We start from the raw sequence: 25,494 nt of genomic DNA, 5'->3' as shown, positions 1-25,494 counted from the left end.
TCAACGGCTTAGGTGTTGGCCGGAGTGGTGGTGCCGGCACCGCGCTGGCGGGTGATGACCAGGTCGTGGCGCTCGACTGGCAGCGCGGGTTCCTCGAGGCCTTCGATCACGAAACCGGCTTCGGCAATCATCGCCCGATCGTCCTGGCCTGGCTGTCCTTGGCTGGTGAGGTAATCGCCGAGGAACATCGAATTGGCCAGGTGCAAGGCCAGCGGTTGCAGTGTGCGCAAATGTATTTCGCGTCCACCGGCGATGCGCACTTCGACGTCAGGGAAGGCGAACCGGAACATCGCCAGGATGCGCAGACAGCGTTGCGGGGTCAATTCCCAATGCCCACCCAGCGGGGTGCCCTCAAACGGGATCAGAAAGTTCACCGGCACCGAATCCGGCTGGAGCTCGCGCAATGCCAGCGCGACGTCGACGATGTCGTCGTCGGATTCGCCCATTCCAACGATGGCCCCTGAGCATGGCGACAGACCAGCGGATTTGGCAGCGGCGACGGTGGCGGCCCGATCGTTGAAGGTGTGGGTTGAGCAGATCCGCGCGTAGTTCTCTGCGCTGGTGTTCAGGTTGTGGTTGTACGCGTCGGCGCCGGCCCCACGCAGCCGCTCGGCTTGCCCCTGTTTCAGTAATCCCAGGCAGGCGCACACCTCCACTTCTGGGGCGGAGCTTTTAATCGCGGCGATCGTGTCGGCGACGCGCTCGATATCGCGATCGGCGGGCCCGCGGCCGGCGGCGACCAGGCAGATGCGTTTGGCGCCGGCGTCGATCGCGCAGCGCGCGTGGCCGGCGGCCTCATCGGGGTTGATCCAGGAGTACTTGAGGATCTCAGCGCTTGAGCCGCGTCGTTGCGAGCAGTACCCGCAATCCTCCGGGCACATACCGGATTTCATGTTCACCAGGTAATTGAGCTTGACCCGCCGACCGAAAAACTTGCGCCGCACCCGTGCCGCCGCGGCGATCACATCGAGCAGGTCATCGTCACTGCTTGCCAGCACGGCGAGCAAGTCGTCACGAACCACGCATCGTCGCTGCAACGCTGCGGCGGTCATCACTGACAACCGCTGCTCAAAGTCCGTATTCGTCCCGGCTGAGTCGTGCATAGGCTTCTCCTTTTCTGGTTGCCGATCAACGCGGTGGGCCCTCGGGCGTGCGGGATGTCGACCCGAAACGGGTTGTTTGACCGGCCCCGAACGCAAAGGCGTGTTGCTGGCCTCTCAAGCCCATGACGAGCGACCGTACACCAAATTTAAGAAAAATAAGAGTATCTTAAGGTAACATTAAGGGGGTGTGGACACGGCTAGGTGTCGTCGTAAGGCAGAAGCGTGAACGCTGGGCAGTGGCGAGGTTCCACGTTCCGAAAGTGCCTTAGGTCGACGGTCGCGACCTGGGTGATTTCGAGGCGTTCAGCAGTCGCAACGACCGATGCGTCCACCGTGCCGAGCGGAAATCCTCGGTACTGGGCGACCAGTTCGCGGATCCGCGGCCAGTCCTCATCGACGACGGGCTCCACCTGGAAGTCGTCCTCATCGAGGTCGTTGAGGAACTTCTGCTCGGCCACTACACCTAGGTCGCGACACAGAACATGAGTGACTTCCGCGATGACGAGCATGGGCACAATGAAAGGGCCCGAATGGGTTTCGAGAAAATCGAGGAACGTCTCGTGATGTTTATCGCCGGCGTTGCCGTAGGCGATCAACGGCCCGGCGTCGACGATGACCGCGGTTATTTCCACACCTCATTGGCCAGGATTTCGTCGACACGCTCGGAGCTATCACTGCGCGCGCTGCGCCCGGCGGCCGCGGCATGCAAACGCCGCCGGCGCCTCGCCGAGGGCCGCTCAGGATGTGGCGCTAACTGCGAGGCCGCCTGTTGACCGTTGCCGGTCAAGGTGAGCCAGGGACCCTCGGTCCACGCTGGCCGCCCGCCCTGTTCAACCTCCGCGGTGACTGTGTCCAAAACGGCGTTGAGGTGTTCCTGTTCGTCGGCCAGCGGCGTCGCGTCGCCGGTGGTCTCGTCTGCGAGGGTGATCAGGCCGTCGGCGGCCAGCGACCGCACCGCCGCCGCGGCATCAGCCCACGCTTGCTGCCGTGTCGCGAAGGGGCTTTCGTCGACGGCATGCCACAACGCCTGCCGCAGTGACACCGGTTCGGCCAGCGCATCGACCAAGACGCGTGTACGCAGCGCCGCATGCACCGCGACGCTGTCGCGCTCAGGCAACGTTTCAGGCCTCTCAGCTTCTGCCGACGCCGCGCTCGCCTCGGGGTGGTCGATGAAGCCGACCGGTCTGCCTTTCACGGGGCGATGGGAACGCTTCGGTACCGGCTCCCCTGGCGCGAATGTCCGCCGCATCGTGTCGTTGAGGAAGGGCTGGGCCCGCAGGCGTTCGTCGTCGACGACGAACCGTACCGACGGCAAGTGTGTGTGCATGGCGCCCAGCGTGTAGGTGTGTGTGCCGACGGGCACGATTAGCGGCTCAACGATGATCAGTTCGTAGTGCGCCCTGGGGTCGATGGCTGTTCCCGGCGCCAGAGTGAAGGCTTCCCATTCGCCCTCGACTGTGTCGCCTCCGACTAGGCGGGCAGCGTCTTTGACAGCTCGCGCGTCCCGGCGGCTCACCCTGCTCAAGTCGGGAATCACCACCGGCGTACCCGCGTATGGCTGCAGGCTCGCCAACGCGCGCAAGTACTCCATCAGCGATTCCGGGAACATTTCGTCCGAAGGCGGGAGCTCCTGGAAGTCGACGAACTCCCCCGACGCCCAGGACACCTGTAACACGTTCGGCGCCCGAAAGTCCTGAAGTAGCTCGATGCTCGGTAGCGCGTCAACAACTTTGGCCCCTACGATGCCGGCCCGTGTGAAAGTGAATGTTCCCGTCATCATCGCGGTGTCGCTACGCAGCTCGAACGACAAGAAACCGGACTTATCAGATCCGCGCTGGGTGACAACGGTTTTCGTGCTTTCAACGGTCACTGAAAGCAGCACGCTCGGGCCTGCGGTGTTATCGGGCCGTCGGACACGGAATTGCGCCTGATGAGCGTTGCGATCATCAGGGTTGAGCCAGAACGCGTGGCGGGCGCCCGCCATCGTCGTTGTGGCCGCCGGCGTCGAGACGGTCTGCTGTCGACGCACGCTGCTAGCTGGTGGTGCAACCCAACGCTCATCGACCGCAGGGACTACCGGAGTCGCCGGCAGTGCCGCGTCAAGCAATGAAGTGGGCGGCACTCAACGACTCCTCGGCGAATTCAACACTGCCGCAGCAGGATCGGCGTGGCATGCAAGGCGAGCGCCGCCTGACGTCAAGGCTGAGTGCGGGTCCAACATTCGGGAAGAACCTCCATCCAGCTGTTCGCGTCGACGCCCGCTAAGCTGCGATCGCGGCCGCGGATCCGCAGCGGATCGGTCTCCTCACGCAATCTGATCCGCTGTTTGAACCAGCTCCTCCAGTCGCACGGCTCGCCGCCGGCGGCAAGTCCGGCGCGATACCACGCGCCAATGAAGTCTCGGCCGCGCTGCTGGTCGCGCCACCAGCTGCTCTCTCTTGCACGGGCAAGGTTGATCAGCCCGGTCCGCCCGGCCGCCTCGTAAGCTTCCTCGACGGCCAACCGATCCTCATACCACGTCTCGAGCGCGAGCCGCCAGTCGCCGTTGGCGGCATACGGCTCCCACGGCCGACAGGGCCAGCCGGCCACCTCCATCGCCACCATCACATCGATGTCGACGTAGGTTTGCATGATGGGAACCGCGGCGACGCGCAGCAAAGCCGCGTCGACGAGTTGGTCGCGCCAATCAACCTCCAACGCGCCCCGCCGCGACCGATCGAGAATCGATTCCGCGCAGCTGCGGCGCCGTTCGACGTAGGTGACGGTTGCCGCCTTCTGCCAACACTCACTGCCGTACTCCACCCGCCACACGCCCCTGCTCAGGCGACGGCGGCCGCGGGACTCAACGGGGCGCCGGCCAACCGCGTCGCATACAACAAGTCCGCACACCCCTCCGCGGTGTCGTAGTGACGCAACGACTCAATTACTTCAGCGGCCCGCACCGTCGCCAAGGACAACGCTGGCTCTGATCCGCCATGGCCCTGGCCGCCTATGGCCTGTTCGTATTCGATCAGCGCCATGAACCGCTCTTGGCGAACCTGCGCCCATAACTCGTCCCCGATCGGTTTGCGTTCCTCGAACAGCCGCATAACCTTCTCGCTCGCAGCCCCGTGCAGGTGACCAGAAAGGGCCGCCATGTGCATGTGCCGGGCCGCGATCTGCAACCGCTGTTGCTCATCAAAAGCGTTGGCCTGCCGCCACTCCCACGGCATCGCGACTTGGCAGCGATGCACAAAATGCCCGCCTGGGTTGGTGGTCGGCGAGACGTCGCGAGGGTTGACCTCGACAGCCCGCGCATTGACTTGATGGGTCCAGTCGGTCATCTGCTGCATAGGCAGTGATGAGGCGATCGCCAACACGCGTGCACCTGGAGCGGCCATCTCTCGGGCTTGGGCGTGACGCACCACCACATCAAGGGGATTGATCCCGCCGACGGCGGCGCTGGCCTCCCACAGCTCGCGACCCACGACCGGATCGGTGACCGCTAGCCGCACATCCTGCGGCACCCGTACCCCCAGCGGGATGCTCGAGGGGCCCTCGCTTGTCGCCAGCCACGCCGTAACTCCCCCGGTGCGTTCGTAAATCAGCGAGACCGCGTAGTGAGTCTGGATATAGCCCTGGGCCAGGGTCTGGGCCAGCATGGCCTCGATGACGTCATGGCCGGCGTCCATGGCCTGCTGGAACAACACCTCACCGCTGGCACCGTCGGCACCGATGGCCTGAATACGGGCATGCTGCTGGGGCATCGCCAACGGCGCCACCTGCGCCCCATTCGGCGCGCCGCCCGCCGCCGGGGGCGGCCCACTACCCCCTGGCGGACCGCCCGCGGGCGTTGACGGCGTCACAGGCCCGGCCGGCCCCGTGCTACTCACCGGAGTCACCGGTGTCGCACCCGCGGCGGCCGACGGCATCATCGCCATCGGGGCACCACCAACGCCGGGTGCGGCAGCCGCAGGAGTTGTTACCGCGGACGAACTGACAGTGGTAGCAGCCGGCACCGCCGCCGCGGCAACATTCTGCGCGACCTGGTGACCCACATTGGCTGCCGCGCCAAGACCATTCGCGACACCGCTGACCGCTCCAGTCGCCATCCGCGCCGATGTCTCAGCAATACCGGACCCCAAACCCGCCAACCCCGGCGCACGACCGGCCCCCGCGCCCGCGCCGGTGCCGGTCCCGACTCCAGTGCCCGCGCCGGTAGCGTTGGGGAACTGCCCGGCTTGTGTCCCAGCAGGATTCATCCCACCCGGGTTACCCATACCGTTGCCAGCACCTGCCGATCCGGGCGACATCATCGATCCCATCGACGCGGGCGATCCGCCTCCCCCGGCGCCCGACGAGATCGGTTTCATCATCTGTCCGATCACCGAACTCGGATTGCTACCGCCCGATCCCATCTGCGGAGCAGCCGGTGCCTGCTTCGGGTTAGTCCCGTTCTGATCAGTTCCATCCGGCTTGTGAAAGGCGGTCTGCTGCACCTGATTCTGCTGCTGGGACTGCGGAGTGTCACCCTTGTTGAACTGGGTTGTATCCGGGCTATCTTTTAGCCCGGTGCCGTTATGAACGGACTCGACCTTAGGGCCACCGCCTTGAGGCGCAGGTAGAGCTGGTGCGGCAGGCGCGGGAGCGCCGACGCCGGGGACGCCGCCGGATTCGGGCAGTGTTGGGTTGCCGTACGGCACCGCCCACTTGCCGACATCGGCCGCCAATGTCGCTATCTTCCCTGCACCCTCGGCATCGCGCGCCTGGGCCAGACCCGCGGCGCCGGCAACGATTGAAGCGATGTCCGCCTTGAGCTGAGCGTCGATCGCTGCAGCAGCACCCGGGACGGCCGCGGCCGCCTGCTTGGCCTTTTCGGCGGCCTCGCGTGCGGCTTTGATGTCCTCTTCGGCCTTATTGACGATTTCGACCAAATCGGCCTTCGTGGCATGGATCTCGCCCGAGGCCCACAACGCTCTCTTGGCGAGGTAACGGTAGCCCTCAATACGATTCTCCAGCGTCGTCTGACGACCGTCGACGAGTCTGCGGGCCGCATCGATAAAGGCGCCCTCCATCGGCGCGACGATGCTGCGGATGTCGTGCTGCGTATGGAGTTCAGGGAATAACTTGTTTGCCGCGCCCATGAAGCTCTCCGCATAAGCCGACCACGCGGAGGCCATCTGCAACGGCCAGGACGTCCCCAAGATCGCCTGCGAGTGCTCAGTAGTAGGTTTTGCGGGATCGCCAGCGCCAGAAGCCATTCCAGTCCTTTCGGCCTAAGGTGCCAAGCGATTGCACAGAGTGCCAACTTCCTTGGCGGCGGCGTCGGCGATGCCGAACGCGTTGCCATTGGCAGGCGAGCCGGTGGCGATAGCGGTTCCTAACGTCTGCAGTGCTTTGACTGCGGTGTTTGACGCTTCAAGCAGAACCGGCGTCGTGCCCGGCGCAATCTGTGAGCGCAAGGCATCGCTAGCCTGCTGGTAAAGGCTGCCAGACTTTTGCAAGGCGGCTGTCCAATCCGGATTGGACTGGATCGCGGGGTCGCCGATCTTGACGTCCTTCGGCAATACCGGCAGTGCATCGTGCGCCATGTTGGCGTAGTGGTCGGCGGAGTCCCAGCCTTGGTAGCAGGTCTGGTGGTCTGCTTGCGCGCTCGGCAGAGGCGCCGGGGACGCCGGCGCCGGCGGCTGAACGGTCTTCGTCACGGGCGCGTGCGTCGGCGCGGCGGCCGGCGTGGTGTCGCGGACCTGCATGGTGATCACCGCGGCGATGATCGCGGCCACAACCGCGCCCGCCGCTGCTGCGGCGGCGAGTGCGGGCCAGCTCCGCCGCGACCCGCCAGGAGGAGGAGGTGGCGGCGGCCCGGGCGGGGGCGGCCACTTCCCTGGATCCGGCGGCGGAGGCAGCGGCGGCGGGAAAGCGATGTCGACGGTGTGGTGCTGAGTCATCGTCCGCACACCCAATCGAGGGAGTCACGGCCGGCGGTGAACATGTCGACAACTTTTCCTGAGGTGGGGTCGAAGGTCTTGTAGGCCACCGCGAGGGTGCGTAGCGCGCTGACGGTGCTGTCAGCGAACCCAGCCAGCATTGGGCTGGTGCCGGGCGCGATCTGGCCTGCCAGGGTTTCGGCGGCCTGGCCGTAGAGCTGGCTGGCGCGGTCCACTGCTGCCTTCCAGGTGGGGTTGGCCTGTACGGCGGGGTCGGTGAACGGCATGTTCTGCGGGATGACGTTGAGGCCCGAGGCCGCGGTGGTGACCAGGTCGTCGGTGATCGCCCACGCTTGGCAGGTCTTCTTGTCGGCCTCAGCGGCCGGCAGTGGAGCGGTTGGTGCTGGGGGTGCGGCGGTCACGGTGACCGTCGGTGCCTGGGCTGGCGTGCTGTTATTGGCCACGCGGGGTGTGGCGGCGATGGTGACCAGTGTGGTGATGACTCCGGCGATGACTGCCCCGACGCCTGCGGCTGCCGCGATCGCCGGCCAGCGGCGCAGCCGCTGCAGCGGTGGGGGCGGCGGCCACGCGGGTTGGGCCGGTGGGGCGATCGACATGGTGAAAACTCCTGGTTAAGTAGCTTTTGGCAGGTTGGGTCCGCTGCCTGGTTTCATGACCGGCATCGGGAACTGGACCTGGTTGTAGTCCTGGGCGGCGTGCTGATCCTGTTGGGCCAGCACCGGTGGTGACTGGGTGAGTGCCGCTTGCTGCTTGGTGGCCCACAGCGAGTCTTGGGTGTCCACGTTCGTGCGTACAGCTTCGGTTTTCGCGATCACGCCAACCAATGCTGCGTCGAGTTTGGATGCGGCGGCAGGCGGTGGCGGGGCGAACGTCGGCGCGGCGCTACCGGTCAGCGTCTGCGTTGCTTTACCGCCCGCAGACGCCAACTCTTGGGTGTCGATCTGCAGCTTCGATTTGGTCCCCATGGGTGCATTGTCCCAGCATCTGCCGACAATGGAAACCGCTTTGAACGCTGACCTGCGCCTTGTCGAGGTCATGGCCACATCCCCAGTTCGGGGAGAAGTTTGTCGGCGGCGTCGATGATCTGTTCGGCGTCAGCGAGCGCATGGTCGGTGTCTGCGGCAGGAAGATCGAGATCGGTTGTGCTGCGTGGGTATTCGAGCTGGTTACGGATTCTGCGCATTCGGTTGAACGCCCGAAACGATGCGCCGAACTGTGCTTCGGCCGCATCGGCGACAGCGATGTGGCCCCCTGCAGTCGTCGGACGCAGGCCCTGCTGCACCAGGAGCGCGGTGAGCGCCTGGCGGGTAGCGTCGTAGGCCAGCTCAAAAGCCCCGATGTGATCTGCAGCGAGGGCGGCGCGTGCACCGGCCAACCGCTGTCGAGCCTGTTGAAGCAGGTAAGCGCCGTTGGCGGCGTCCCCGCTGACCCGCTCAAGGTGCCCGCGCTCAACCAGCGCAGAGATCTCCGCTCGGCCCGTCTTCCAACCGCTCATGCTGCGTCCTGTGTGGGAAAGACTTGGACATAGGGTCGCCGCTGAATCTCGGCAAGTAGAGCCCACTGGCTGGGGTCGGCCCATTGCGCCGGTGTGGCCTGCTCGGGATTGACCGGAATGCCGATGCGCTTCTGGGCGCGGTCGGCCCCATCAAACAGATCGGTACGCGTGGGTTGGCCGATGACGAGGACATCGATGTCATTGGCCGGCGGCCCGGGCTGCCCGGTGTAGCGCGCGGCCCAGGACCCGAAGATCAGGACTTGCTCCACAGCGGGGATGGCGCCGAATTCCTCGGCAATGACCGTGTGCGGACCGAAAGTCAGCAGCGCGAGCTGGGTCAGTGGCGTGTAGGCAGGATGACTGGTGTTGGCGCTGATCAGTCGGTTGCGGCCCTGGCGGCGATCGCGCAACACGTGGGCGGTGACGAGGCGTTCGACCTCTTGTTGGGCGGTTTGCTTCGAAACGCCAAGTGTGCGCGCGAGGTCGGTGACCGTGTACTCCCGGTCGGGATTGAGCAGCAGCTGCGCCAGGAGTTCGCCCTGGTGCTGGGACCGAAAGACCGGAAGCAACGCCGGCGCCGCAGTACGCATAAACCGATCATATGTCCGGATAAAACCGACAGTCAATATAATATGGACATATAGCCTAGGGAAAGACGACCTAAAGCCGTAGGCGTCTAGCCCTTCGAAGGGGCGCGTGGAGTGCGCGGTAAGTCTCTCTGCGTCTCGTTCAGTCTCGTTGATAGGTAGGCTGATCAACGTGCGTGTGATAGCTCTGAAATCCCTCCTCGAGGAACGCCACCTGCACGCCTATTCAGAGTTCGTCGCCGAATACAACCGGACCGCAAAGGAATTGGGCGTCTCACGCCAAGCAGCACCCCCCACGAAGGCGCAGTACTACCGCTGGCTCGGAGGCGAAATCCAGAATCTCCCACGCGGCTACCATTGCGCCGTGTTAGAGCGGATGTTCCCCGGCTGGTCCGCCAAAGAACTGTTTGGACACCCCGACACCCCGCACCGGGGCGATTTGCTGACCGGTGTCCGGCCCGGCATTGAACCGACCGACCTCGCCGGCCTATGGGTGACGAGCTACATGGTCGACGGGCTGCATCACGCCGATCTATCACAGGTCGACGTCACCAAAGGCGGCATAACAGCGACCAACTACCCACCGAGCCCACGACTCGAAGACCACGAACGCGGCTATGCCAACGACATCGAAGCCGAAGTCTTCGGCCGCCACATCATCGGAAAGTGGCGCAATGTCAACGACCGCTACTTCTATGGCTCCATCCATCTGGCCGTCTTGCCCGGCGAAACGTCAATGGACGGCTACTACACCGCAGTCCTAACCGACACCGAGGTCACTTCGGAGCGATGGCGATGGGCTCGAGTAGATCCTGGATCCCGCGCGGGCGTGGATCTAACGACCGTGAAGCTGGCAGAACCCAAAACGATCTTCCAAATCCTCAGCGACCGAACACGTTTCGACGGGCCAATCCCGCTCGCCCAGGTAACGGAGCACCCGTGAACGCACCCACACGCCACCAGCACGTGCGCCAACTCATCGACACCTATCTGCGCGCATGGACAACGCAAGACCCCGACCTGATCGTCACGATCTTCACGCCCGGGGCGACGTATCACGAACGCGTCCTCGACGAGCCGATGCGCACCACCGCCGAGATTCGACGGTACTGGGAAACCAAAGTTGCGCGCGAGCAGGCCAACATCGACGCGCGGCTCATCACCTTGTACGTCGACGGATCCACCGTCATCGCGGAATGGGAAGCCCGATTCGACGACCTCGTCAAAGGCCACCGCAAACTGATGCGAGAGGTGGCCATCCTCGAGCTCGACGGCGATCGGATCGCCAGCTTGCGCGAATACTGGGCGTCGAAACCGATAGACGCTTAGAGCGCCGCCTGCCCGTTCTCAGCCCGTTCCGCGGCAAGAAGGAGTTCGTTCCCGCGCTGCAGCAGGCCGTTCGCCGCCCGCATCAGCTCATCGAGCACCGCGCCGCGGTCGAGCTGGGCGAGCGCTTTGCGGATCAGGTTATCCCCAACCAGCACCAACTCGTCGGCGACAACTCGCGCCTCAGGCGGGGTGAGTTGCATGTCGAGCCCGATTCCGTTGTGCCGCACTGTATGTGCAGCGGGCTCCTCTGTCGAGCCGTCAGTGATCGCAAGCATGCGGCGGATATCGACACTTCGGAGTCGGTCCTGCAACTCGCGGTCGTCGAGGGCATCCAAGTCCGCGGCCGGGAGCTGGCGCGCTCGGACAATCAACGCGATCGCGGTATCCCGGTCCAGTGACATGGTGAGCATTCAGATCCCCTCCGATTCCATCCCCTAGGGCAGAGATATCCGCAGCCCTGCGCTGATCTCCCGCATTGTCGGTAGCGAAAGGCTGCCGAGCGATTCGATGAGTTCGTCGTGATAGAGCTGCACGATGTCGTCGACAAGCACAAAGCCGTCGAGCGGGTCAGCGTCGGTCAACGAGACAACGGTGGGTAGGCGGCGTTCACTCATGGTCGTCGTGGTGACCCGCGCCGCCAACACAGTGTCGAGGTTCCTGTTGCGAGAGTTGTTGCTCAGGACCACCCAGGATTCGGGTCCGTGTCCAAAATCGACGCGGTATACGTTGCTCCGCACCCCGCGATTCACCGCTCGGCCCTGCTCCTACGGACGTGCAGGTTGCGCGCAGTTCGCCGCTCAACGCTGGCGGGTTCACTGTTGAACTCGGCCGCCAGTTCGGCGTACCCGACGTCGAGCACGCGCTCCCCCACCGCTTCCGCGCCGGCGTGGAGCAACGCGCGAAGCGCGCCGGCTTCTGATTTGATGTCGCCTTCGCCATGAAGGCTGGCCAACTGGCGTAATGCTGGCGATGACCGCGACCTGGTGGCAGTTGATGGTGCCGTTTTGGAGGTTGATGAGTTCGACGACGGCGTTTCTGGCCACGATCTTTGCGACGTCGTCGAAGGCATCGAGCCGGCTGACGGCGTCCTGGCATGCTTCGCCGGCGCTGAGATAGTCGCCGGCCTTGAAAGGCACCGTGGGGGTGGGCATACCACGAACCTTACAGCGAACACGCTGTAAGGTCAATTGTGTTGTAAAGTCGTGCGTGTGATCGAGCTGCTGTCCCTGCGTGGCTTCGCCAACCGCCGCGGCCTCGCACACGGGACCGTGCGCCGCTACCACGTCGAAGGCCGACTCCCGCAGCCCGATGGAGAACTGACCGACGGCGCCGACATCCGCCACCCAGGCTGGCTCCCAGACACCGTCGACAACTGGCAGCGGCCAGGACAAGGCGCTCGCACCGACCTTCAGTCGGTCAAAGGTTGCGGCGACGCAGCCAACGCGCGCCGATGAAAATCACCACCGCGACCACCGTGAGGATGACGAGTCCTGGCGCTAGGCGGAAGAGAGCGCCGGCCGCGTCACTGCCAGTGCGCCAAGCGAATCCGTGTACCAGCGTGTTGAAAAATCCGTGACCGGTGTGGTGTGCGCTCGCGAGGTGAGTCATGTGTCTTCCGCCTTTCGTTGGTGGGACTGTAAGTCCGCGAAGCGACAGCAGCGGATATACCGGTGGCCCGGTCGGCTGGCGATCCCCGTGAGGCGGCAGATCAACGAGCAGCCCTCCCCCACCATTGAAGGGATCAGCACCTGCGCCGGCGACCTGCCCGAGAAGAAAGAGACGCATATCCTCGCCCCGGCCCAGCGGAAGCTATCGCAAGAGGCCCGCTGAAGGTACGAGCCAGATAGGTGGATTTGTTCCCTCAATCGTCACGTGATGCAGGCTGCATCACCTTGTCAGCGGTGGACCGCATAATCCAGGGATGCGGCAGGATGGGAACGCTGGGCGGCCGCGCAACGCGGTTGAGGCATATCTCGAACAGCTTCGGCAGGCTGAGCTGGTCGCCGAAGCAGAGGATGCGGCGCACGGGAAGCACTATTTGTCTGTTGCCACAGGAGATTTGGAGACCAGTGATGACGTGGCGCGGGTCGAGCAGCTCACCGCTACGGCCTGGGCCGGGCGTGAAGGCGCACACATGACCTCCTCTCGAGGAGGCAGTGACTACGTGACGCTGGTGATCGAGGGTCCGTCTGCCGCGCAGTTCGTCGACGAGCTGGCAGACCTGGCCGAAGAACTCGATCCGGGATTCTGGCGCATCTCCCGCTCGTCGAGCCAATTTTGATGTACGGCTCGGTTGCGCGGGCCAGACAAGGACCAAGGATGACCGCCACCCATCGCGCGTTGCCCAGGTTCGCCGCGGTCTCGACCATCATCGCGACCCTTTGTGCCACCGCGAGCTGCGATTCAACGCGTCACGCTCAGGGAAGTCCAACGCCGACGGCCCGCGCCTCCGGCTGGCCGACAACCCTGAACGACTTCACGGTGGTCTGGACCGCTGAACCCGGCATCGACGTCACGACCGGGCCCGTGGTAGCGGTACGCGCCTACGCCGAGTCCTACCTACTCGCCTCCATCACAGGAGACAATCGCTACCTGTATCCCGGCTTCCAGCAGTCCGTCGATCCCAACCAATCCATCGACCATCCCACCGGCACGCAATACCTCTGGCCGAAGCACTACGAACGCGAACACCCGTGGGTGGGCACTGACCAGGTGCACATCTCCTCTGTAACGACGTCCGGCCGCGACGTGACGGTGCTGGCTTGCGAATACACGTTTGGCACAGCTCAACTAGCCCGAGACGGGTACGAACCCAACATCGCTCTGCCGCCACCGCATTCAGGCATTACATCCATGCGGATCACCATGACGGCTCCCGCAAAGCCGGCACCCCAATTCCCCCAGCAGGGACCGGCTCGCGCACCGTCGGCCGACGTCTTCAACGGCTGGCGGATCACCAGCCATCAAGGCGGCTACTTCGCGCAGACCGGGATCGGCGACGAATGGCCAAATGTCATCGAAGACGAAAACACCTGTATCGCCAAGGCGCCTCAACACCCCGATCTCAAACGCGGCGGCCGATATCCTCGCGGCGACTTTCCTACCCAACCGGCATCTCCCGGATGGCCGGCCCCCAGCGCGGTATAGCCGATTGCTATACGCGCCTATACGTGGCTATAAATCGTGGGCCTCGCGAGCGTAAGGGTCGCTGACCAACCACCGCGTGATGGTGGGGTCACCACCATCCCAACGTCCGGCTTGTAGCAGCTTCGTTGCGCTTCAACGTGATTGAGGGCAGTTCGGTTTAGCGGGCGGGGAAAAGAGCCTCGGTCGTAGCCGGCGCTGGATCCGCTGTCAGCTAATCGCGGACATGGCCAGATTCCCCAGTTTCGATGAGAATGCTGCCCAAGGTTCACTGAGATCGGACAAGTATCGCACCGGCGTCTGAAGGTTATGGCGTCGATTTCACGCGTCCTCTGACCCTCTCCGCGTTTCGTCACGTGACGGGCTGTCGTTGTGCCCGTAACTGGTCAAGGGCGCTCTAGTCGACGGTCCCAGCAGGCACCACCCACTGGCAAGGTTGGCCAGTCACTGCCGAAATCAGGTCGAAGTCTGCGTCGTAGTGAAGAACAGTGAGTCCGTGTTCTTCTCCGGCGGCGGCGATGAGTAGGTCAGGAATCTTGCGGCCGCGCTGGCTTCGCTGAGCCAGGAGTCGCTGGACCTGAAGCGCGCGACGATGATGCGATTCGGTCGATTCCACAAGCTCGAATGCATCCAACGCCGCTATTAAGTCGTCCCACTCGGCTTCATTCCTCGCCGAATAGCCGACCTCGAGATCGGTGATACGGGCCCGCGCGAGTTCGCCCGAAGCCGCGAGCGGTTCCACCACCTCCCGGACGCTGGGCTGGCTGAGTCGCTTTATCACACTGGTGTCGATAAGAAACGTCAGCGCCATGCCTCGGCGCGATCTTCGGACGGCGCGGCGGCCAGTGCATCCAGAGCGGAGGCCACGTGTTCTGCGCGGTGCGACGTCGCGCGGCGCAGAGCCGCGTTCACCGTCTCTTTGATCGTGGTTGTTCCCAGTTCTGCGCGAGCCATCTCCAATGCCTGTTCGTCAATGTCGATCAGATGCTTGCCCACGTGCCTAGTATATACAGGGAGGCGCGCGATATATACCCGCGGTACGGCCCGGTCGCGAGTCACCAGAAGGCGGTTCGCCCCGGGTTCGATGAGAAAGCGTGAGGTCCCCCAACAGGGTCCGGGTTTGTCCCCGCCTGAGGCAACCGCGTCGTAGCTGCTTCAGCGGTCGCTCGGGATACGGATGTGGGCGGGGTCGGTGTTCCGTAATCCTTTGAAGCTGGCGTGGCGAAGCCAGCGGTGGGCCACATATTCGCGGTAAGCGACTTCGCAGACCAGTTCGGGTTCGACCCACGACACCCCGTGTGCCTCAACGGGATTGGCGGCGGGTGTGGCGGTGCGCGTGATGGGGTGGAGCATGGCATAGAGGTACCGGCGGGTGGTGTCGCTGAATCCGGTTCCGACTTGTCCGACGACGATCAGGTCGCCGTCGTCGTTGTGGCCGGCTAGCAGCAGTGAGCCGATACTGGTGCGTCCCCCGGGACCGGCGGCGTGGCAGTAGCCCACGATGATCAGTTCGCAAGTTGGGCGGACGAGGGACTTGATCCACTGGGTGGTGCGGCCGGGCCGGTAGGGCGCGTCAAGGCGCTTGGCGACGATTCCCTCCATCTGGTGGCGGGCCGCGACGTCGAGCATGTCTGCCGGGACCACCGCGGTCAGGGCACGCGGAATGGTCAGGGTGGGCGACTTGTCGACGACCATGAGTGCGTCGAGCAGTTCGCGGCGTTGGATATACGCCTGAGTGGTGAGGCTGCGGTTGTCGAGCGCTAGGAGGTCGAAAGCCAGCAGGCGGACGGGCACTTCGCGCAGCAGCTCGGGGTGTGGTCGACGTTGCTGTGGCCAGCGGCGCTGCAGGCGGGTGAACGATGGCCGGCCGGTGTGATCGACGGCGACGATCTCGCCGTCGAGAACCGCTTGGCGATCGCCGATGGCGGCGGCCACGCCGGCGAGTTCGGGGAAGGTCCGCGACACGTCTGCACCATGGCGGGTGAAGACCGTGACCGCGCCGTGCTGGACGTGGACGGTTGCTCTCTGGCCGTCAAACTTCCACTCGACGGCCCAGCCATCCGCGCGTCGTGGCGGGGTGCCGAGCGTCGCCAGCATCGGTGCCCATGCCGGATTTCGCACAGGCGTCTGGGTGGCCACCGGATCGACGGTACCCGCCCGCTCGGCGGTGGGATCTATCTGCGTGGTGATGGTCCGGTGATGCAGCCTGCATCACGGCTTAGTGGGCGTGGACGATATTCCGCGGCGCTTCGCCGGCGCGACGGATCTGCACGTCATACCTCACGTCGGGTGGGTGCCTTCGGTGCCGATGAATTGAATCTCGCTGATAGCTACGGTGGTCACCTCATCGGGAGTCCCCGACGCGGTTGGGCTTGGGGACGTTGCGGATTGAGGCGGATCAGAGGTTGCTTTGACGCGGATGAGTAGTTTGCTGACAGTGGCTGGTGGATTGAAGGTGATGAAGCGCCAATCCCTGGCCCCTGCGGTGTCGATGACGACGGGGTCGCGTTTGAGGTCCTTGGGGAACCACACCTCGAGTTGGGTGACAATGCGGTGCTTGGACCATTGGTCGGAGCCGTCGGGCGCGGTGGCGTCGAAGCCGCCGATGGCCCGGAGTTGGGTCAGGGTGACTTGGCGGCCGAAGTCGACTTGCAGGGTTTGTCCGTCCTGGTTCTTGACCCGGGTGCAGACCCATGCGGTGTTGAAGTCGCCGTCGAAGGCCCGGTTGGCGTCGGAGTAGTTGGCGTCGCGCGGGCACACGTCGCTGGCGGTGACCCCTTTGAGGATGGTGTCTTGCCGTAGCGGCGCCTGTGAGGGTGGTGGCGGTGCGGTCGCGGCCGGTGTGGTGATGTGGGGTTGCGGGTTGATGTCAGAGGTGAGGTAGTTGACGGCGGCCAGGGCCACCAGCAGGATCACCACGGCGGCCGCGGTGATGAATGCGGTGTGCATTCGGCGATCGGGCGGCACTCGCTTGTTGAACGCGCGGCCGCCGGCGCGGGCCGCGCGTCCGGACGCGCGTAGGGCGCGGGTGAGCAGGCCCGGCTTGTCCGGCGGTTGACTGTCGTTGGGGGTGTCGTCGTCGGGTGGTGGGGGTAGGCCGCGGCGGGCGGGCCGGGTGGTTGTGCGTGGGGCCAGCGAGGCCAAGATGAGGCGGCCGTTTTCCCAGCCGTGGTCGGTGTGGAGGACTTGGTCTGTGCTGCTCATGGGCTACAGGGTGTCGCTGTCGATGGTGTTGTAGATGGCGTCATGGGCGAGCTGCTGGCTGCTGCGCTCAGGTAGTGCCGGGCGGCTGTAGTCCGGGCGTAGCGTGACCGGCGGTGTCGCCATAGGCGGACCGCTGTAGTAGTGGTGATGGTGGTTGATCTGCGTCAGGTGGGGGCCGGGAGCGGCGGCCTTGGCGGGAGCGCGGCGGGGATGGCGCCGGCGGCGCACACGGCGGATCTGGCGGGCGGCCACGCGGGCGGCGGGCCAGGTGAACCAGAGCGCTCCGCACAGCAGAAGGCTGTAACCGAGCGCGGCGTCTTCGGGGGCGCCGAAGAAGTGGACGGCGGCGCCGGTGAGCAGCACCGCGGCGATCAGGGCGCGTATCACGGTGAACCTCCGGGCGAAGTTGTGGTGATGTGGTGGGCTGCGGCGTCGCGGGTCAGCTCGGGGTTGTAGGTGATCAAGGTGTGGAGTCGGGGGCCGGCGGACAGGGCGGCGGCGATGTGGAGCGCGTTGGTGGTGTGCCCCGGGGCGGGGGCGAGCTCGATCGCGACGTCGAGGAGCCGGTCGGTGACTGCGACGAGGTCCAGGCCGGCCAGGACGTGGTGGGCGTGCTCGGCGGCGTCGGGGTGAAGAGTGGCCACGGTGCGCATGACGTCGGCGCGGCTGAGGGCGCACGTGAACCAGGTGGTGTCGGTGCGCGAGCGCAGGTAGTCGGCGAGGGCCGGGGACTCAGGCGTCGTGGTGATGAGTTTCATGATGGCGGTGGGATCCAGGTAGATCACGGCGGCGGGGACTGGGGGCTGTAGCGGCGGTGCGGGTGGTCAAGGATCTGGGCCGGGGTGAGGCGGGCGGGCGTGACTTCCTTGCTGGCGATCAGGGCCGACCAGGCGTCGTTGGTAGCGGGAATCAATTGCGCGACCGGGTGCCCGTGGTGGGTGATCTCGATGGTGTGGCCGTCGGCCACCGCGCGCAGAAGCACACTCGCATTCTGGCGCAATTCACGGACACCAACCCGTTTCATGTAGCACATCGTAACTCAGCGTGCTACATGAGGTACACAATCTGGACCGTTGTTTCAAGTTGCCTCCCTTGGCTGCCCACACCTCGAACGATTCTCCGACGGCTAGGTGCCCAACTCGCCTCAAAGTGCCTGGTCTCCGACCAACGATTCGTACGCCTTGGGTGGCTGCTGAGTAGCCTTGACAAAGATCAGGCGCGGCCAGTCGCGTGCGGCCTGCGGCGGAGGAGACGACGACGAGGATCTCTCTCGACGACTTCGTCAACACCCTCGACCCGGCCCGCGCGACTGTTGAGATGTTCAGCCCGTCCCTGCACCTAGAAACCATCGACGCCGTCTACGACTCCGGAACGGTGCTGTGGCGCGCCGACATCACGATGACCCACGTCGACTCCCACGTGGGGGACCCGGACGTGGTCGTCGGCCAGAGCTACTTTGTCATGGCCCGCACCGGCGTCGAAGGTCTCGCCCAGGAGTTGCTCGGCCGCGAGGAGTTCCACCACCTACGCACCGACCGGTTCGCCCCACTGTTCGACGACCACTGCATCGGACCCGAGCTGGCACAACAGTTCTCCGACTGTGTCGAGGTCGTCATGATCGCGCTGTGGATCGTCGTGGACCCCGCGCTGCAGGGCCACCGCCTTGGCGCGTGGTCCCTATGCTGCCAATGCATCGAAACGTTGACGTCCTCCTCTGGCTGAAGCCAGGGGATTCCAACCTTCCCCTACAACCTATGCGGCAGGAGAGTCGTGTTGAGGTTCACGGTTCATAGACCGGCTAGCGCCGAGGTCTCCCCGTGCTGTCACCGCCCGTCCGGCGGCGATATTGCGTGCAGCGTTTACGTCGGCGTTGCACGGACCTGTGGTGCAGGACTCGCAGTCGAATACCGCTTGGCTCTTGCGGTTTCCGGCAGCGACGTGCCCGCACGCCGAGCAACGTTGCGACGTGAATGCGGCCGGGATCTGCTCGACCCGACCGTAAGCTTTGTGCTGCAGCCGCGCGGCGAGCAAACCCCAACCGCTGCGGCTGATTCGGCGCGCGCGGCAGTCAGCTGGGCGCACTGCTCGTGATAGCCCGGCGCGCGACGGCCCGGTCGCCAAAACTGCTGCTGCTCGACCGCCAAATTCCACACATACCGGGCGTGCCGGCAATGCTCAGCCAACCCCACCACCTGACCAGCAGCGGGAAGCAACCGATAACGCGACACCCCCGCAACCTAACCCCCACCACCGACACCAGAGTGAAAGGAGAAGCGGCGTTTCCTCCCGCGGCTAAAGCTACGGGTCTCCACGCCGCGACAAACCGATGATCCCCACGTCCAACGGGTTGATCCTGATGCATCCGCATTGGGATTCCGAGGCTGATCCGGCACCGTCCGTCGAGCAGTTGGAGACGGTCGAACGCCTGAACAAGTACTGGATGACCGCGGGTATGGTGCCGCTTACGGCGGGCCCGCAGTTCCTCGGCCAGCACGCCAACCGTCACGCGCTGAAATTCGCGCTGCACGCCTATCGGCAGCGCTTCTTCGACGACGACTACCTGATCGAGGTGCCGCTGGACCCGCTTCGGCAGCGGATCCGCGACGGCGACGACTTCCTCTGACGGAAACTAGTCGATGCCAACCGTTAGTCGAACGAGCGAGACGCGGCGGCGGACGGCAGCAGGGTGAAGCACGGGTCGGCGTACTCAGCCTGACGCATGAGAACCGACTCGGATCGGAGAAACGGTGAACCACAACGCGAAACTGCGGTGGCCGATTGTGGCCATCGTCTTGGCGCTTTTAGGTCTATGGATCACATGGGATCACCCGCATCTCATCGATAAGGTGACGGGCGTTACCGTCCTCAGCCTCGGTGCAGCGGGAACGGTTTGGGGACTCGTCGAGAAATGGCCGCTTTGACGTCCCTCTGGAGGGCAGGGACAGGTGGGGCTCCCCTGGCTCCGACCAGAGGAGGACGTCAACGTGCCCACGACTATGCCCCGGCGGCGGCGAGTTTGTTCGTTGCACTTGAGGCCCAACGTCCCGTTTGGTGAGGTCGAATCGTTGTCCCTGCGGCGACGTTATCCGCGGTCACCACCACGACGCGGAGACGACAACCCAACTGCCGCATCTGCCACACCCACGGACTGTGTTCTGCCACTCCCTGGCCCCGGGGGCTCACGCAGTGACCCGTGCGGAAGGGTCCGGTCGCGCGGTACCGGCGCGGGCGGCTCGGCACGCCGTGGCGCACGTTGGCGCGGGCTGGCGCGCATCCGGTGATCGAGGGTGTTTGAGGGCGGTGAAGCGTCGGGATGAACCGCGGTCTGCCGGTGCTTGCGGGGCTGTGGCCGGCGGCTTGGTGCCGGGGTCGGTCGGGGCGCCTGCAGAGCCTTGGCGGAAGGTCTGGGCGCGGGCTCGGAGGGCGGGTTGAGTGACCAATGACGGGGACTGTGCGACCCGTGATTGGTGCGTGGTGGCGCGCTGTGGAGCGGCATCCCAGCACCGGCCGGGGCAGGGCGTTTTGGTGGCGGTGGGGCTGCTGGTTGATCGCGAGCGGCGGGGCCCGCCGGTGGGCGTTTGGAGGTGGGTTGGCGCGGCCTGGAGCGGTCGGTCGGTTACCGGCGGTCGCGTGCTCGGTCGGTGTCGAGTGCGGCGCGTAGCGCGGCAATGTCGGGGTGGCGAACGTAGACATCCCAGTTCTTGTCTAGGTCGCTGAGGTCGTGGCCGGCGGCCAGGTCGAGGCCGAGCTCGGTGAGGCGCGCGGCGAGCTGGCTGGGTTCGCGGCACAGCGTATAGACGGGCCAGTGTTCGGTCTTGCTCGCGGCGACGGCGCTGGTGGCGCCGGGGGTTTCCGACCAGCCGGTGAGGGTGATTGCGCCGGTCGGTTCGCGCAGCAGCCAAAGCCCGTAATCCATGTGGGTGGTCTCCTGGTAGACGGTCATTTACGAGCTCTGGGCGGGGGTGTCTGGGGTCATGGGTGTCCGGGGTGCCTTTCAGACGATTCTGTTGAGTTGGTTGACGAAATAGCGTTGGACGAGCTGGGTGCCGGTGTGGCCGGCGGGGTCGAGGCGGGCGGTGTCGTAGTCGTTGTGGTAGTCGCCCTTGATGAATTCGGCGAAGTGTTTGAGTGCGGTGGCGACGGTGGCGGCGCTGAACTGGGCGAAGGTGGGGCCGAAGATGCCGGTGGCCTGGGTTCCGATGCCGCCGGTGGCCACGCTGATGGCGTTGATGACTGCGGTGACCAGATCGCCGAGGCCGGGGCCTGGGTGGGCGAGGCCGGCCCCGACAGGGCCGAAGGCGCTGACGTTGATGGCGTTGGTCTGCTCCTGCATTTTCGACAGCGCGTTGGCGACGTTGGCGGCTTTGGTTGCGATGGCCGTGATGAGCACGGGCAGTGCGGTCCACGCGCGTGCCTGGATGAGGTTGATGATTTGGCCGGCGGCGTTGAACAGCTCGGATGCGGTGGCCGCGACCTGTGGTCCGGCGAGCCAGAACAGCTGTTGGGCCAGTGCGACGCCGAAAGCGACGCCGCGGTGGACGAGGTCGGGGATGAGGTTGGGGTCTTTGACGAGCTGCAGGATTTGGTTGACGGCGGCGGTGGCGGGGGCGATGAGGCCGGCCATGAACATGGTGGCGAGCTTTTGGGCGGAGCCGGCTGGATCCGAGGCGTCGAGGTGAGATCCGAGGTGGCCGATGAAGCGCATGACGAGGTCGGCTTGGGGCAGGTTGCAGAAGTAGTCCAGCGGTGCGCAGATCGACAGGATGCCGTTGCGTTGAGTGAGCGCGCCGAAGCCGCCGGCGCGTACGCCGGCGAAGCCGACGCCGGGCTGGTTGAGCCCGATGGTGGGCTGGCCTACCGGGGACTGTGAGGGGTCGGCGACGAGGGCGACGCCGAGGAGCCGGTTGGCGGGGATGGCGCCTCTGTTGTGGCCGATTGCGGCTGCGATGTCGCCGGCGGCGTCGGCGCCTTGGCTGTAGCCGGTCAGCAGGAAGTTGGTATGTGGGCAGCGGTAGGCGACCGTTCTCATGTGGGCGTCGGCGCTGTCGATGCCGGCTTGTTTGGAGGCCAGGTAGCCGCCGCCGTCGGTGCCGCCGAAGATGGTTGCCGGGTAGGGCGTGTAGAAGGTGTCGACGGTGAGGTGAACGATCCGTTTGATCGGTTCGAGGATGTTGCCGAGGATGCCGACGGGTTTGGTGGGGTCGGCCTGCGGGGTGGTTTGCGTGGTGCCCGGGATCGCGATCGCTTCGATGGCTGGGCAGGTGGCCGGTGCGGCATGGGCAGGCGCAGCGGTGGACAGCAGCAGGGTGGCGGTGAGGGGTAGCGACACCGCCAGTGGAGTGCAGCGGTGGCGGATGGTCATGCTGCTGCTGCCGCGCTCTCGAAGTGGCTGCTGATTTTGCGGATGGCGCGTTGGGCGCGGCGTTCGATGGCGCCGACGTTGGCGCCGAGGCTGCGTGCTGCGCTTCTGGGGCTGTAGATGTCGGTGTTGAGGTAGAGCGCTTTGAGGGTCTCGTATTCCAGGGCGGTGATGATGCGGTGGTCGCGGGCCTGGGAGAGCAGGTGCGCGGTGTGGTCTTCGTCGGTGCCGGTGTCGCTGCGGTCGAGGATCGCGGAGTGGGGGTCGACGCGCACCGCCGCGGTGGGGGTGCCGGCGCGTGGCCGGGCGGCCATGACTTTGCGCAGGGTGGCGTTGTAGAGGTAGCGCGACGTCAAGATCTGTGGTTCTGCGGCGGTGCGGATGAGGGTGAAAAAGATGGTCAGGGTGTCGTTGTCGCGGGCGTCGCGGTCGGTGGACAGGTAGCCGTCGGGGTCGGCGAGTTCGGCGATGCGGCGCAGGGCGTGGCGCATCAGGACGGCTGCCATGAGCAGGGCGTGGCGGTCGCCGTTGCGGGCGTAGCGCGCGAGGGTGGGCAGCACGGTTGATGCGGTGGGCAGGTGCGCGCAGATGGCGTTGGGGGTGTGCGGGGCGCGCGGGTGCAGGGATTGGATGAGGGTTACTGCGGGCGTGAGGTCGCCGCGGCGGGGCTGGGTGAGCAGGCGGTGGGCCTGGTCGGCGAGTTGGTCCCAGATGGTCATTGGATTCCTTGGCGTCGCGGGGAGGTGACGCGCTTATGGAATCCGGGGACGTTGTTGCGGGGGTTTGCGAAGCGGTGTTTAGAGCGGTTGACAACCCGTCCTCATGGAGGTGACGTGCGTCACATCCTGGAGTGGTGACCTTGGGTTATGTGGTTGTCAGCTTGGTTGACGGGAAATGGGTGGGCGCCGCTGTCGGAGGTTGCTGAGCGCGGCGTACCCGGAGGCCGGCGCATCGGTTCGCGGGGCGGCACCTGGGCATAGCGATGCGTGGGGGCCTTCGGCCGGGGTGCGGCGGGGATTCGTCCGGGCTGTCGTCACCGCATATGCGGTGATGCGCTTGGCGCATACGTTGACGAGCTAATGCAGGAGGGGGAGGCGCTCGTCCGTGGCTTCCGCCTCGCGGCTACAGCCGAGCCGAGCGTAATCCCCCTGTCAAGCATCGAGCGAACATCGCGATGTCATACGCGCGTATGCGTTACCAATTCGTTATGTATGCGGTTGTCGCCAAATCGGTGTTTTGGCCCGCATTAGAGGGCGTCCGAGCATCTACCCCTCTTGGAGGCCTTACCGATGGCGCAGCCGATTCGCCGCACCCACGCTGCGGTCCGCTCCTACTGCGACCAGCTGCGCGAGCTCATGGACCAGCTGCGGTCCGACCCCCTCAACGAGGCCAAGTCCGTGGCCCTGGTCGCGCACATCATCAACAACCGCAGCACGGCCCTGCAGCTGCTTGACGTGCTGGAAACCCAGGCGGTGGGGTCCGTATGTTGACGCGCTCCATCGCCGGTGCGCTGGACTCGCTCTTTCTGCGCGTCAGTGGCGGGGACACCATCCGCGCCGATGAGCTTCGCGCCCGAGCGAGCGCGTCGTTTCTGGCGTTCATCATGATCAGTTACATCCCGCTTCTAGCCGGGGTTGTGCTGCTCGTCATGAATCGGCCGCATGCAACCGATACAGCGGCCGAACAAGACCAATTCACGGCGGTGAAGTCCTACGCAACCCGCTACGTGGATGCCTATCTGAAAGACCCGTCGAACACGGCGGCGATCAAGCAGTTCTACGACGGCGATATCCCCCCGTCTGCGCTGCCGGCCGGCGGGCGGGCGCTGCGCGCCGCGTCATGTCTTCCGGGTGTTTTCAACGACGGTTTTCAGACCTATTCGGTCGTCGTTGACGCCGAGATCCCGAAGGCCGCCAACGCCGCGTCCATGGTGCCGGTCAAGCTCCAAGTCGATATCTCAGCAGACACCCACAACTTGTACCGCGCGTTCACGCTTCCGCACGCACGACCGGATCGCCAACCGGGGCTGCCGGTGCAGCTGGCCACACAAACATTGGTCTCCGAAGACCGGCCGGTGTACAAGACCGTCGCCGGGTTCCTCGCCGCGATGCTCACCGGGCAGGGAGACCTGACGCCCTACATCTCTGCGGCGGCCAAAATCACGGCCGAACAACCACCGCGCTTCACCACGATGGCCATCGAGCGCGTGCAAACCAATTCCGAGGCTGCCACCGCCCAGGACGTTCCTCCCGCAGCCGACGGCATTGAGGTCACGGTGCGGGCCGTGATGCAAACCGCCAGCGGCGTGCTGATGCCGATGGATTTCCCCCTCGTGATGTCGGTGGCAGCAGGCCACTGGCAAGTCGACCGGATCAACGATGCGCCCAGCATCATCCCGCCCAACCAAGCAGGGCCGTCTGGACCGTCATTGACCCCAACGACCACCGCCACAACGTCCACCAAATCACCGCGCGGCTACGCCACCAACAGCCCCGAAGGGAGCTAACAAATGATCACCACCGTCGCCTCGTTCATCGCGGACGGATCCGCCTCAGCAGCAGCCACCCATGTCCGAACCGTGGCAGCCCCGATTTGGGATATCGGCGCCAACATCAAAAACCAGGGCATCAGCTTCGCGGTGTTCTTGGCGATGGGCGGCACGGCGGTCTTGGCGGTGTTCGAATACTTCGTCGTCAAGAACAAGACCGCCGCGCTGAAAACCGTCGCTGTCGGTGTCATTCTCATCGGCATTATCGGGGCACTGCCCTCGCTGGGTGTGGTGTCCAAAGACACCGTCCACAGCCTGACCAACAGCGGAACCCGCTGAGCCGGGACAGCGCCGATGTTTGTCGCCAAGTGGTACACCCGAGCCTCGCGGGTCCGCATCGTCATCGCCAAGTTCGACGGGCGATGGAAGCTCCCCGGCGGACCCTTCCCGATCCCCGAGCTGATCGCGCTCGTCGGTGGGTTGTTGATCACCCTGTTCGCGCTGCCCCGGTTCGGCGATCCCTTACTGACCGGCGCGGTGGGAGTGAGCGTCACAGTCGCCGCGGTCGGGGTGATGCGGCGCATGCCGTACTCCCCCGTCAAATTCAGCACTCGGCTGCACCGAATCTTCCTCCTCTACACCAGTCCCCGAAGCAGCAGCGTCAACGAACAGCGCCGCGTCGAGGCCGTGTCGACGGTGCGGCCAACCATCACCATTCTCGACGCAATCGACGCGGCGCCGGTATCGCACCGCGCCGAATCGCGCCCACATGCGCCGACCGCAACAGTCACTGATTCCGGGTGGGACGACCTGTTCGACCGGCCGCACAGCACTGCAGCAGAACTGTTCACCTGATCA

General features: G+C 65.2%; 36 protein-coding genes and 1 pseudogene. 12 read left to right on the top strand and 25 right to left on the bottom strand.

Annotated elements, in window-relative coordinates:
• Window positions 1-8: 8 nt before the first annotated feature.
• The 10 genes from bioB to AC5Y4F_RS24665 form a co-directional block, all read right to left on the bottom strand.
• Window positions 9-1,103: a biotin synthase BioB gene (bioB, locus tag AC5Y4F_RS24710; RefSeq protein WP_244904178.1), complete on the bottom strand. Its 1,095-nt coding sequence runs from the start codon at window positions 1,101-1,103 to the stop codon at window positions 9-11.
• A 197-nt stretch (window positions 1,104-1,300) separates the two neighbouring features.
• Entirely contained in the window at window positions 1,301-1,735 is a 435-nt protein-coding gene (locus tag AC5Y4F_RS24705; protein ID WP_225337328.1) for a type II toxin-antitoxin system VapC family toxin, read from the bottom strand.
• A complete protein-coding gene (locus tag AC5Y4F_RS24700) occupies window positions 1,726-2,973 on the bottom strand; it encodes a hypothetical protein (RefSeq protein WP_139813873.1) in 1,248 nt (415 codons plus the stop codon). Before AC5Y4F_RS24700 ends, AC5Y4F_RS24705 begins: the two co-directional genes overlap by 10 nt.
• A 326-nt stretch (window positions 2,974-3,299) precedes the next feature.
• Window positions 3,300-3,914 carry a hypothetical protein gene (locus AC5Y4F_RS24695; RefSeq protein ID WP_139813874.1) on the bottom strand — a complete coding sequence of 205 codons (615 nt, stop codon included), beginning with the start codon at window positions 3,912-3,914 and terminating at the stop codon, window positions 3,300-3,302.
• Between the two features lie 8 nt (window positions 3,915-3,922).
• Window positions 3,923-6,343, bottom strand: a complete 2,421-nt coding sequence (locus AC5Y4F_RS24690; protein WP_036473408.1) for a hypothetical protein — start codon at window positions 6,341-6,343, stop codon at window positions 3,923-3,925.
• A gap of 15 nt (window positions 6,344-6,358) precedes the next feature.
• Window positions 6,359-6,865 (bottom strand): hypothetical protein, encoded by a 507-nt coding sequence (locus AC5Y4F_RS24685; RefSeq protein WP_081284880.1) that lies wholly within the window; start codon window positions 6,863-6,865, stop codon window positions 6,359-6,361.
• A 161-nt stretch (window positions 6,866-7,026) separates the two neighbouring features.
• Window positions 7,027-7,626 carry a hypothetical protein gene (locus AC5Y4F_RS24680; RefSeq protein ID WP_036473410.1) on the bottom strand — a complete coding sequence of 200 codons (600 nt, stop codon included), beginning with the start codon at window positions 7,624-7,626 and terminating at the stop codon, window positions 7,027-7,029.
• Between the two features lie 15 nt (window positions 7,627-7,641).
• The gene (locus tag AC5Y4F_RS24675) at window positions 7,642-7,995 is read right to left on the bottom strand and encodes a hypothetical protein (RefSeq protein ID WP_051641671.1); all 354 of its coding nucleotides are present in this window, start codon (window positions 7,993-7,995) and stop codon (window positions 7,642-7,644) included.
• Window positions 7,996-8,063: 68 nt separating this feature from the next.
• A complete protein-coding gene (locus AC5Y4F_RS24670; RefSeq protein ID WP_036473412.1) occupies window positions 8,064-8,525 on the bottom strand; it encodes a hypothetical protein in 462 nt (153 codons plus the stop codon).
• Window positions 8,522-9,115 carry a MarR family transcriptional regulator gene (locus tag AC5Y4F_RS24665; protein WP_036473413.1) on the bottom strand — a complete coding sequence of 198 codons (594 nt, stop codon included), beginning with the start codon at window positions 9,113-9,115 and terminating at the stop codon, window positions 8,522-8,524. The genes AC5Y4F_RS24670 and AC5Y4F_RS24665 overlap by 4 nt, the downstream gene beginning before the upstream one ends.
• Window positions 9,116-9,284: 169 nt before the next feature.
• On the opposite strand from AC5Y4F_RS24665, the gene AC5Y4F_RS24660 reads away from it, so the two are divergent.
• Both AC5Y4F_RS24660 and AC5Y4F_RS24655 read left to right on the top strand, forming a co-directional pair.
• The gene (locus tag AC5Y4F_RS24660) at window positions 9,285-10,055 is read left to right on the top strand and encodes a hypothetical protein (RefSeq protein ID WP_225337327.1); all 771 of its coding nucleotides are present in this window, start codon (window positions 9,285-9,287) and stop codon (window positions 10,053-10,055) included.
• A complete protein-coding gene (locus AC5Y4F_RS24655; RefSeq protein ID WP_225337326.1) occupies window positions 10,052-10,441 on the top strand; it encodes a nuclear transport factor 2 family protein in 390 nt (129 codons plus the stop codon). Before AC5Y4F_RS24660 ends, AC5Y4F_RS24655 begins: the two co-directional genes overlap by 4 nt.
• On the opposite strand, the gene AC5Y4F_RS24650 is transcribed toward AC5Y4F_RS24655, so the two are convergent.
• The 3 genes from AC5Y4F_RS24650 to AC5Y4F_RS24640 are packed head-to-tail and all read right to left on the bottom strand — an operon-like array spanning window position 10,438 to window position 11,393.
• On the bottom strand, window positions 10,438-10,851 hold the full coding sequence (locus AC5Y4F_RS24650) for a hypothetical protein (RefSeq protein WP_036473418.1): 414 nt from the start codon (window positions 10,849-10,851) through the stop codon (window positions 10,438-10,440). The genes AC5Y4F_RS24655 and AC5Y4F_RS24650 overlap by 4 nt on opposite strands.
• A gap of 24 nt (window positions 10,852-10,875) precedes the next feature.
• Window positions 10,876-11,178 (bottom strand): type II toxin-antitoxin system PemK/MazF family toxin, encoded by a 303-nt coding sequence (locus AC5Y4F_RS24645; protein WP_225337325.1) that lies wholly within the window; start codon window positions 11,176-11,178, stop codon window positions 10,876-10,878.
• A gap of 8 nt (window positions 11,179-11,186) precedes the next feature.
• Window positions 11,187-11,393, bottom strand: coding sequence for a hypothetical protein (locus AC5Y4F_RS24640; RefSeq protein ID WP_139813875.1), 207 nt, complete (start codon window positions 11,391-11,393; stop codon window positions 11,187-11,189).
• A gap of 17 nt (window positions 11,394-11,410) precedes the next feature.
• Between AC5Y4F_RS24640 and AC5Y4F_RS24635 the strand changes: the two genes are divergently transcribed.
• From AC5Y4F_RS24635 to AC5Y4F_RS24620, 4 genes are all read left to right on the top strand, one after another.
• Entirely contained in the window at window positions 11,411-11,557 is a 147-nt protein-coding gene (locus AC5Y4F_RS24635) for a hypothetical protein (RefSeq protein ID WP_156959195.1), read from the top strand.
• Between the two features lie 92 nt (window positions 11,558-11,649).
• On the top strand, window positions 11,650-11,895 hold the full coding sequence (locus AC5Y4F_RS24630; protein ID WP_036474016.1) for a hypothetical protein: 246 nt from the start codon (window positions 11,650-11,652) through the stop codon (window positions 11,893-11,895).
• A 467-nt stretch (window positions 11,896-12,362) separates the two neighbouring features.
• Window positions 12,363-12,722, top strand: a complete 360-nt coding sequence (locus AC5Y4F_RS24625; protein ID WP_036473420.1) for a hypothetical protein — start codon at window positions 12,363-12,365, stop codon at window positions 12,720-12,722.
• A 38-nt stretch (window positions 12,723-12,760) separates the two neighbouring features.
• A complete protein-coding gene (locus tag AC5Y4F_RS24620) occupies window positions 12,761-13,588 on the top strand; it encodes a hypothetical protein (protein ID WP_225337324.1) in 828 nt (275 codons plus the stop codon).
• Window positions 13,589-13,982: 394 nt separating this feature from the next.
• On the opposite strand, the gene AC5Y4F_RS24615 is transcribed toward AC5Y4F_RS24620, so the two are convergent.
• From AC5Y4F_RS24615 to AC5Y4F_RS24585, 7 genes are all read right to left on the bottom strand, one after another.
• The gene (locus tag AC5Y4F_RS24615; RefSeq protein ID WP_036473422.1) at window positions 13,983-14,396 is read right to left on the bottom strand and encodes a PIN domain nuclease; all 414 of its coding nucleotides are present in this window, start codon (window positions 14,394-14,396) and stop codon (window positions 13,983-13,985) included.
• Window positions 14,387-14,581, bottom strand: a complete 195-nt coding sequence (locus tag AC5Y4F_RS24610) for a hypothetical protein (protein ID WP_036473423.1) — start codon at window positions 14,579-14,581, stop codon at window positions 14,387-14,389. Before AC5Y4F_RS24610 ends, AC5Y4F_RS24615 begins: the two co-directional genes overlap by 10 nt.
• A gap of 159 nt (window positions 14,582-14,740) precedes the next feature.
• Window positions 14,741-15,724, bottom strand: a complete 984-nt coding sequence (gene ligD, locus AC5Y4F_RS24605) for a non-homologous end-joining DNA ligase (RefSeq protein ID WP_306460743.1) — start codon at window positions 15,722-15,724, stop codon at window positions 14,741-14,743.
• A gap of 141 nt (window positions 15,725-15,865) precedes the next feature.
• Window positions 15,866-16,789 (bottom strand): discoidin domain-containing protein, encoded by a 924-nt coding sequence (locus tag AC5Y4F_RS24600; protein ID WP_036473425.1) that lies wholly within the window; start codon window positions 16,787-16,789, stop codon window positions 15,866-15,868.
• A 3-nt stretch (window positions 16,790-16,792) separates the two neighbouring features.
• Entirely contained in the window at window positions 16,793-17,176 is a 384-nt protein-coding gene (locus AC5Y4F_RS24595) for a hypothetical protein (RefSeq protein ID WP_036473426.1), read from the bottom strand.
• Window positions 17,173-17,547, bottom strand: coding sequence for a PIN domain-containing protein (locus tag AC5Y4F_RS24590; protein ID WP_263649332.1), 375 nt, complete (start codon window positions 17,545-17,547; stop codon window positions 17,173-17,175). The genes AC5Y4F_RS24595 and AC5Y4F_RS24590 overlap by 4 nt, the downstream gene beginning before the upstream one ends.
• Window positions 17,548-17,570: 23 nt before the next feature.
• Window positions 17,571-17,813 carry a type II toxin-antitoxin system Phd/YefM family antitoxin gene (locus tag AC5Y4F_RS24585; protein WP_196771116.1) on the bottom strand — a complete coding sequence of 81 codons (243 nt, stop codon included), beginning with the start codon at window positions 17,811-17,813 and terminating at the stop codon, window positions 17,571-17,573.
• Window positions 17,814-18,019: 206 nt separating this feature from the next.
• Between AC5Y4F_RS24585 and AC5Y4F_RS24580 the strand changes: the two genes are divergently transcribed.
• Window positions 18,020-18,511 carry a hypothetical protein gene (locus AC5Y4F_RS24580; protein ID WP_036473429.1) on the top strand — a complete coding sequence of 164 codons (492 nt, stop codon included), beginning with the start codon at window positions 18,020-18,022 and terminating at the stop codon, window positions 18,509-18,511.
• A gap of 30 nt (window positions 18,512-18,541) precedes the next feature.
• Here the strand turns inward: AC5Y4F_RS24580 and AC5Y4F_RS24575 are convergent, their stop codons facing one another.
• Window positions 18,542-18,871, bottom strand: a complete 330-nt coding sequence (locus tag AC5Y4F_RS24575) for a zinc ribbon domain-containing protein (protein ID WP_225337343.1) — start codon at window positions 18,869-18,871, stop codon at window positions 18,542-18,544.
• Between the two features lie 50 nt (window positions 18,872-18,921).
• Window positions 18,922-19,017, bottom strand: a pseudogene (locus AC5Y4F_RS24570) (helix-turn-helix domain-containing protein); the annotation flags it as partial.
• Window positions 19,018-19,115: 98 nt separating this feature from the next.
• Here AC5Y4F_RS24570 and AC5Y4F_RS24565 point away from each other — a divergent pair.
• Window positions 19,116-19,412: a hypothetical protein gene (locus AC5Y4F_RS24565; RefSeq protein ID WP_036473430.1), complete on the top strand. Its 297-nt coding sequence runs from the start codon at window positions 19,116-19,118 to the stop codon at window positions 19,410-19,412.
• Between the two features lie 993 nt (window positions 19,413-20,405).
• On the opposite strand, the gene AC5Y4F_RS24560 is transcribed toward AC5Y4F_RS24565, so the two are convergent.
• Genes AC5Y4F_RS24560 through AC5Y4F_RS24550 form a run of 3 tightly spaced genes read right to left on the bottom strand, consistent with a single transcriptional unit; the run spans window position 20,406 to window position 22,867 of the window.
• Window positions 20,406-20,732 carry a hypothetical protein gene (locus AC5Y4F_RS24560; RefSeq protein ID WP_036473432.1) on the bottom strand — a complete coding sequence of 109 codons (327 nt, stop codon included), beginning with the start codon at window positions 20,730-20,732 and terminating at the stop codon, window positions 20,406-20,408.
• A gap of 51 nt (window positions 20,733-20,783) precedes the next feature.
• Complete coding sequence (locus AC5Y4F_RS24555; protein ID WP_036473434.1) at window positions 20,784-22,151, bottom strand: cutinase family protein; 1,368 nt, start codon at window positions 22,149-22,151, stop codon at window positions 20,784-20,786.
• Window positions 22,148-22,867: a hypothetical protein gene (locus AC5Y4F_RS24550; RefSeq protein WP_036473435.1), complete on the bottom strand. Its 720-nt coding sequence runs from the start codon at window positions 22,865-22,867 to the stop codon at window positions 22,148-22,150. Before AC5Y4F_RS24550 ends, AC5Y4F_RS24555 begins: the two co-directional genes overlap by 4 nt.
• Before the next feature lie 570 nt (window positions 22,868-23,437).
• On the opposite strand from AC5Y4F_RS24550, the gene AC5Y4F_RS24545 reads away from it, so the two are divergent.
• Genes AC5Y4F_RS24545 through AC5Y4F_RS24530 form a run of 4 tightly spaced genes read left to right on the top strand, consistent with a single transcriptional unit; the run spans window position 23,438 to window position 25,491 of the window.
• Window positions 23,438-23,638, top strand: a complete 201-nt coding sequence (locus tag AC5Y4F_RS24545; protein ID WP_051641674.1) for a hypothetical protein — start codon at window positions 23,438-23,440, stop codon at window positions 23,636-23,638.
• Window positions 23,632-24,654, top strand: a complete 1,023-nt coding sequence (locus AC5Y4F_RS24540) for a hypothetical protein (protein WP_036473437.1) — start codon at window positions 23,632-23,634, stop codon at window positions 24,652-24,654. Before AC5Y4F_RS24545 ends, AC5Y4F_RS24540 begins: the two co-directional genes overlap by 7 nt.
• Window positions 24,655-24,657: 3 nt before the next feature.
• Window positions 24,658-24,975: a hypothetical protein gene (locus tag AC5Y4F_RS24535; RefSeq protein ID WP_036473439.1), complete on the top strand. Its 318-nt coding sequence runs from the start codon at window positions 24,658-24,660 to the stop codon at window positions 24,973-24,975.
• Between the two features lie 15 nt (window positions 24,976-24,990).
• Complete coding sequence (locus AC5Y4F_RS24530; RefSeq protein ID WP_036473440.1) at window positions 24,991-25,491, top strand: hypothetical protein; 501 nt, start codon at window positions 24,991-24,993, stop codon at window positions 25,489-25,491.
• Window positions 25,492-25,494 lie beyond the last annotated feature (3 nt).

Source organism: Mycobacterium sp. NGS56 (assembly GCF_059812425.1).
Note: the sequence above shows the minus strand (reverse complement) of the source record. Positions and strands in the feature narration are given on the sequence as shown.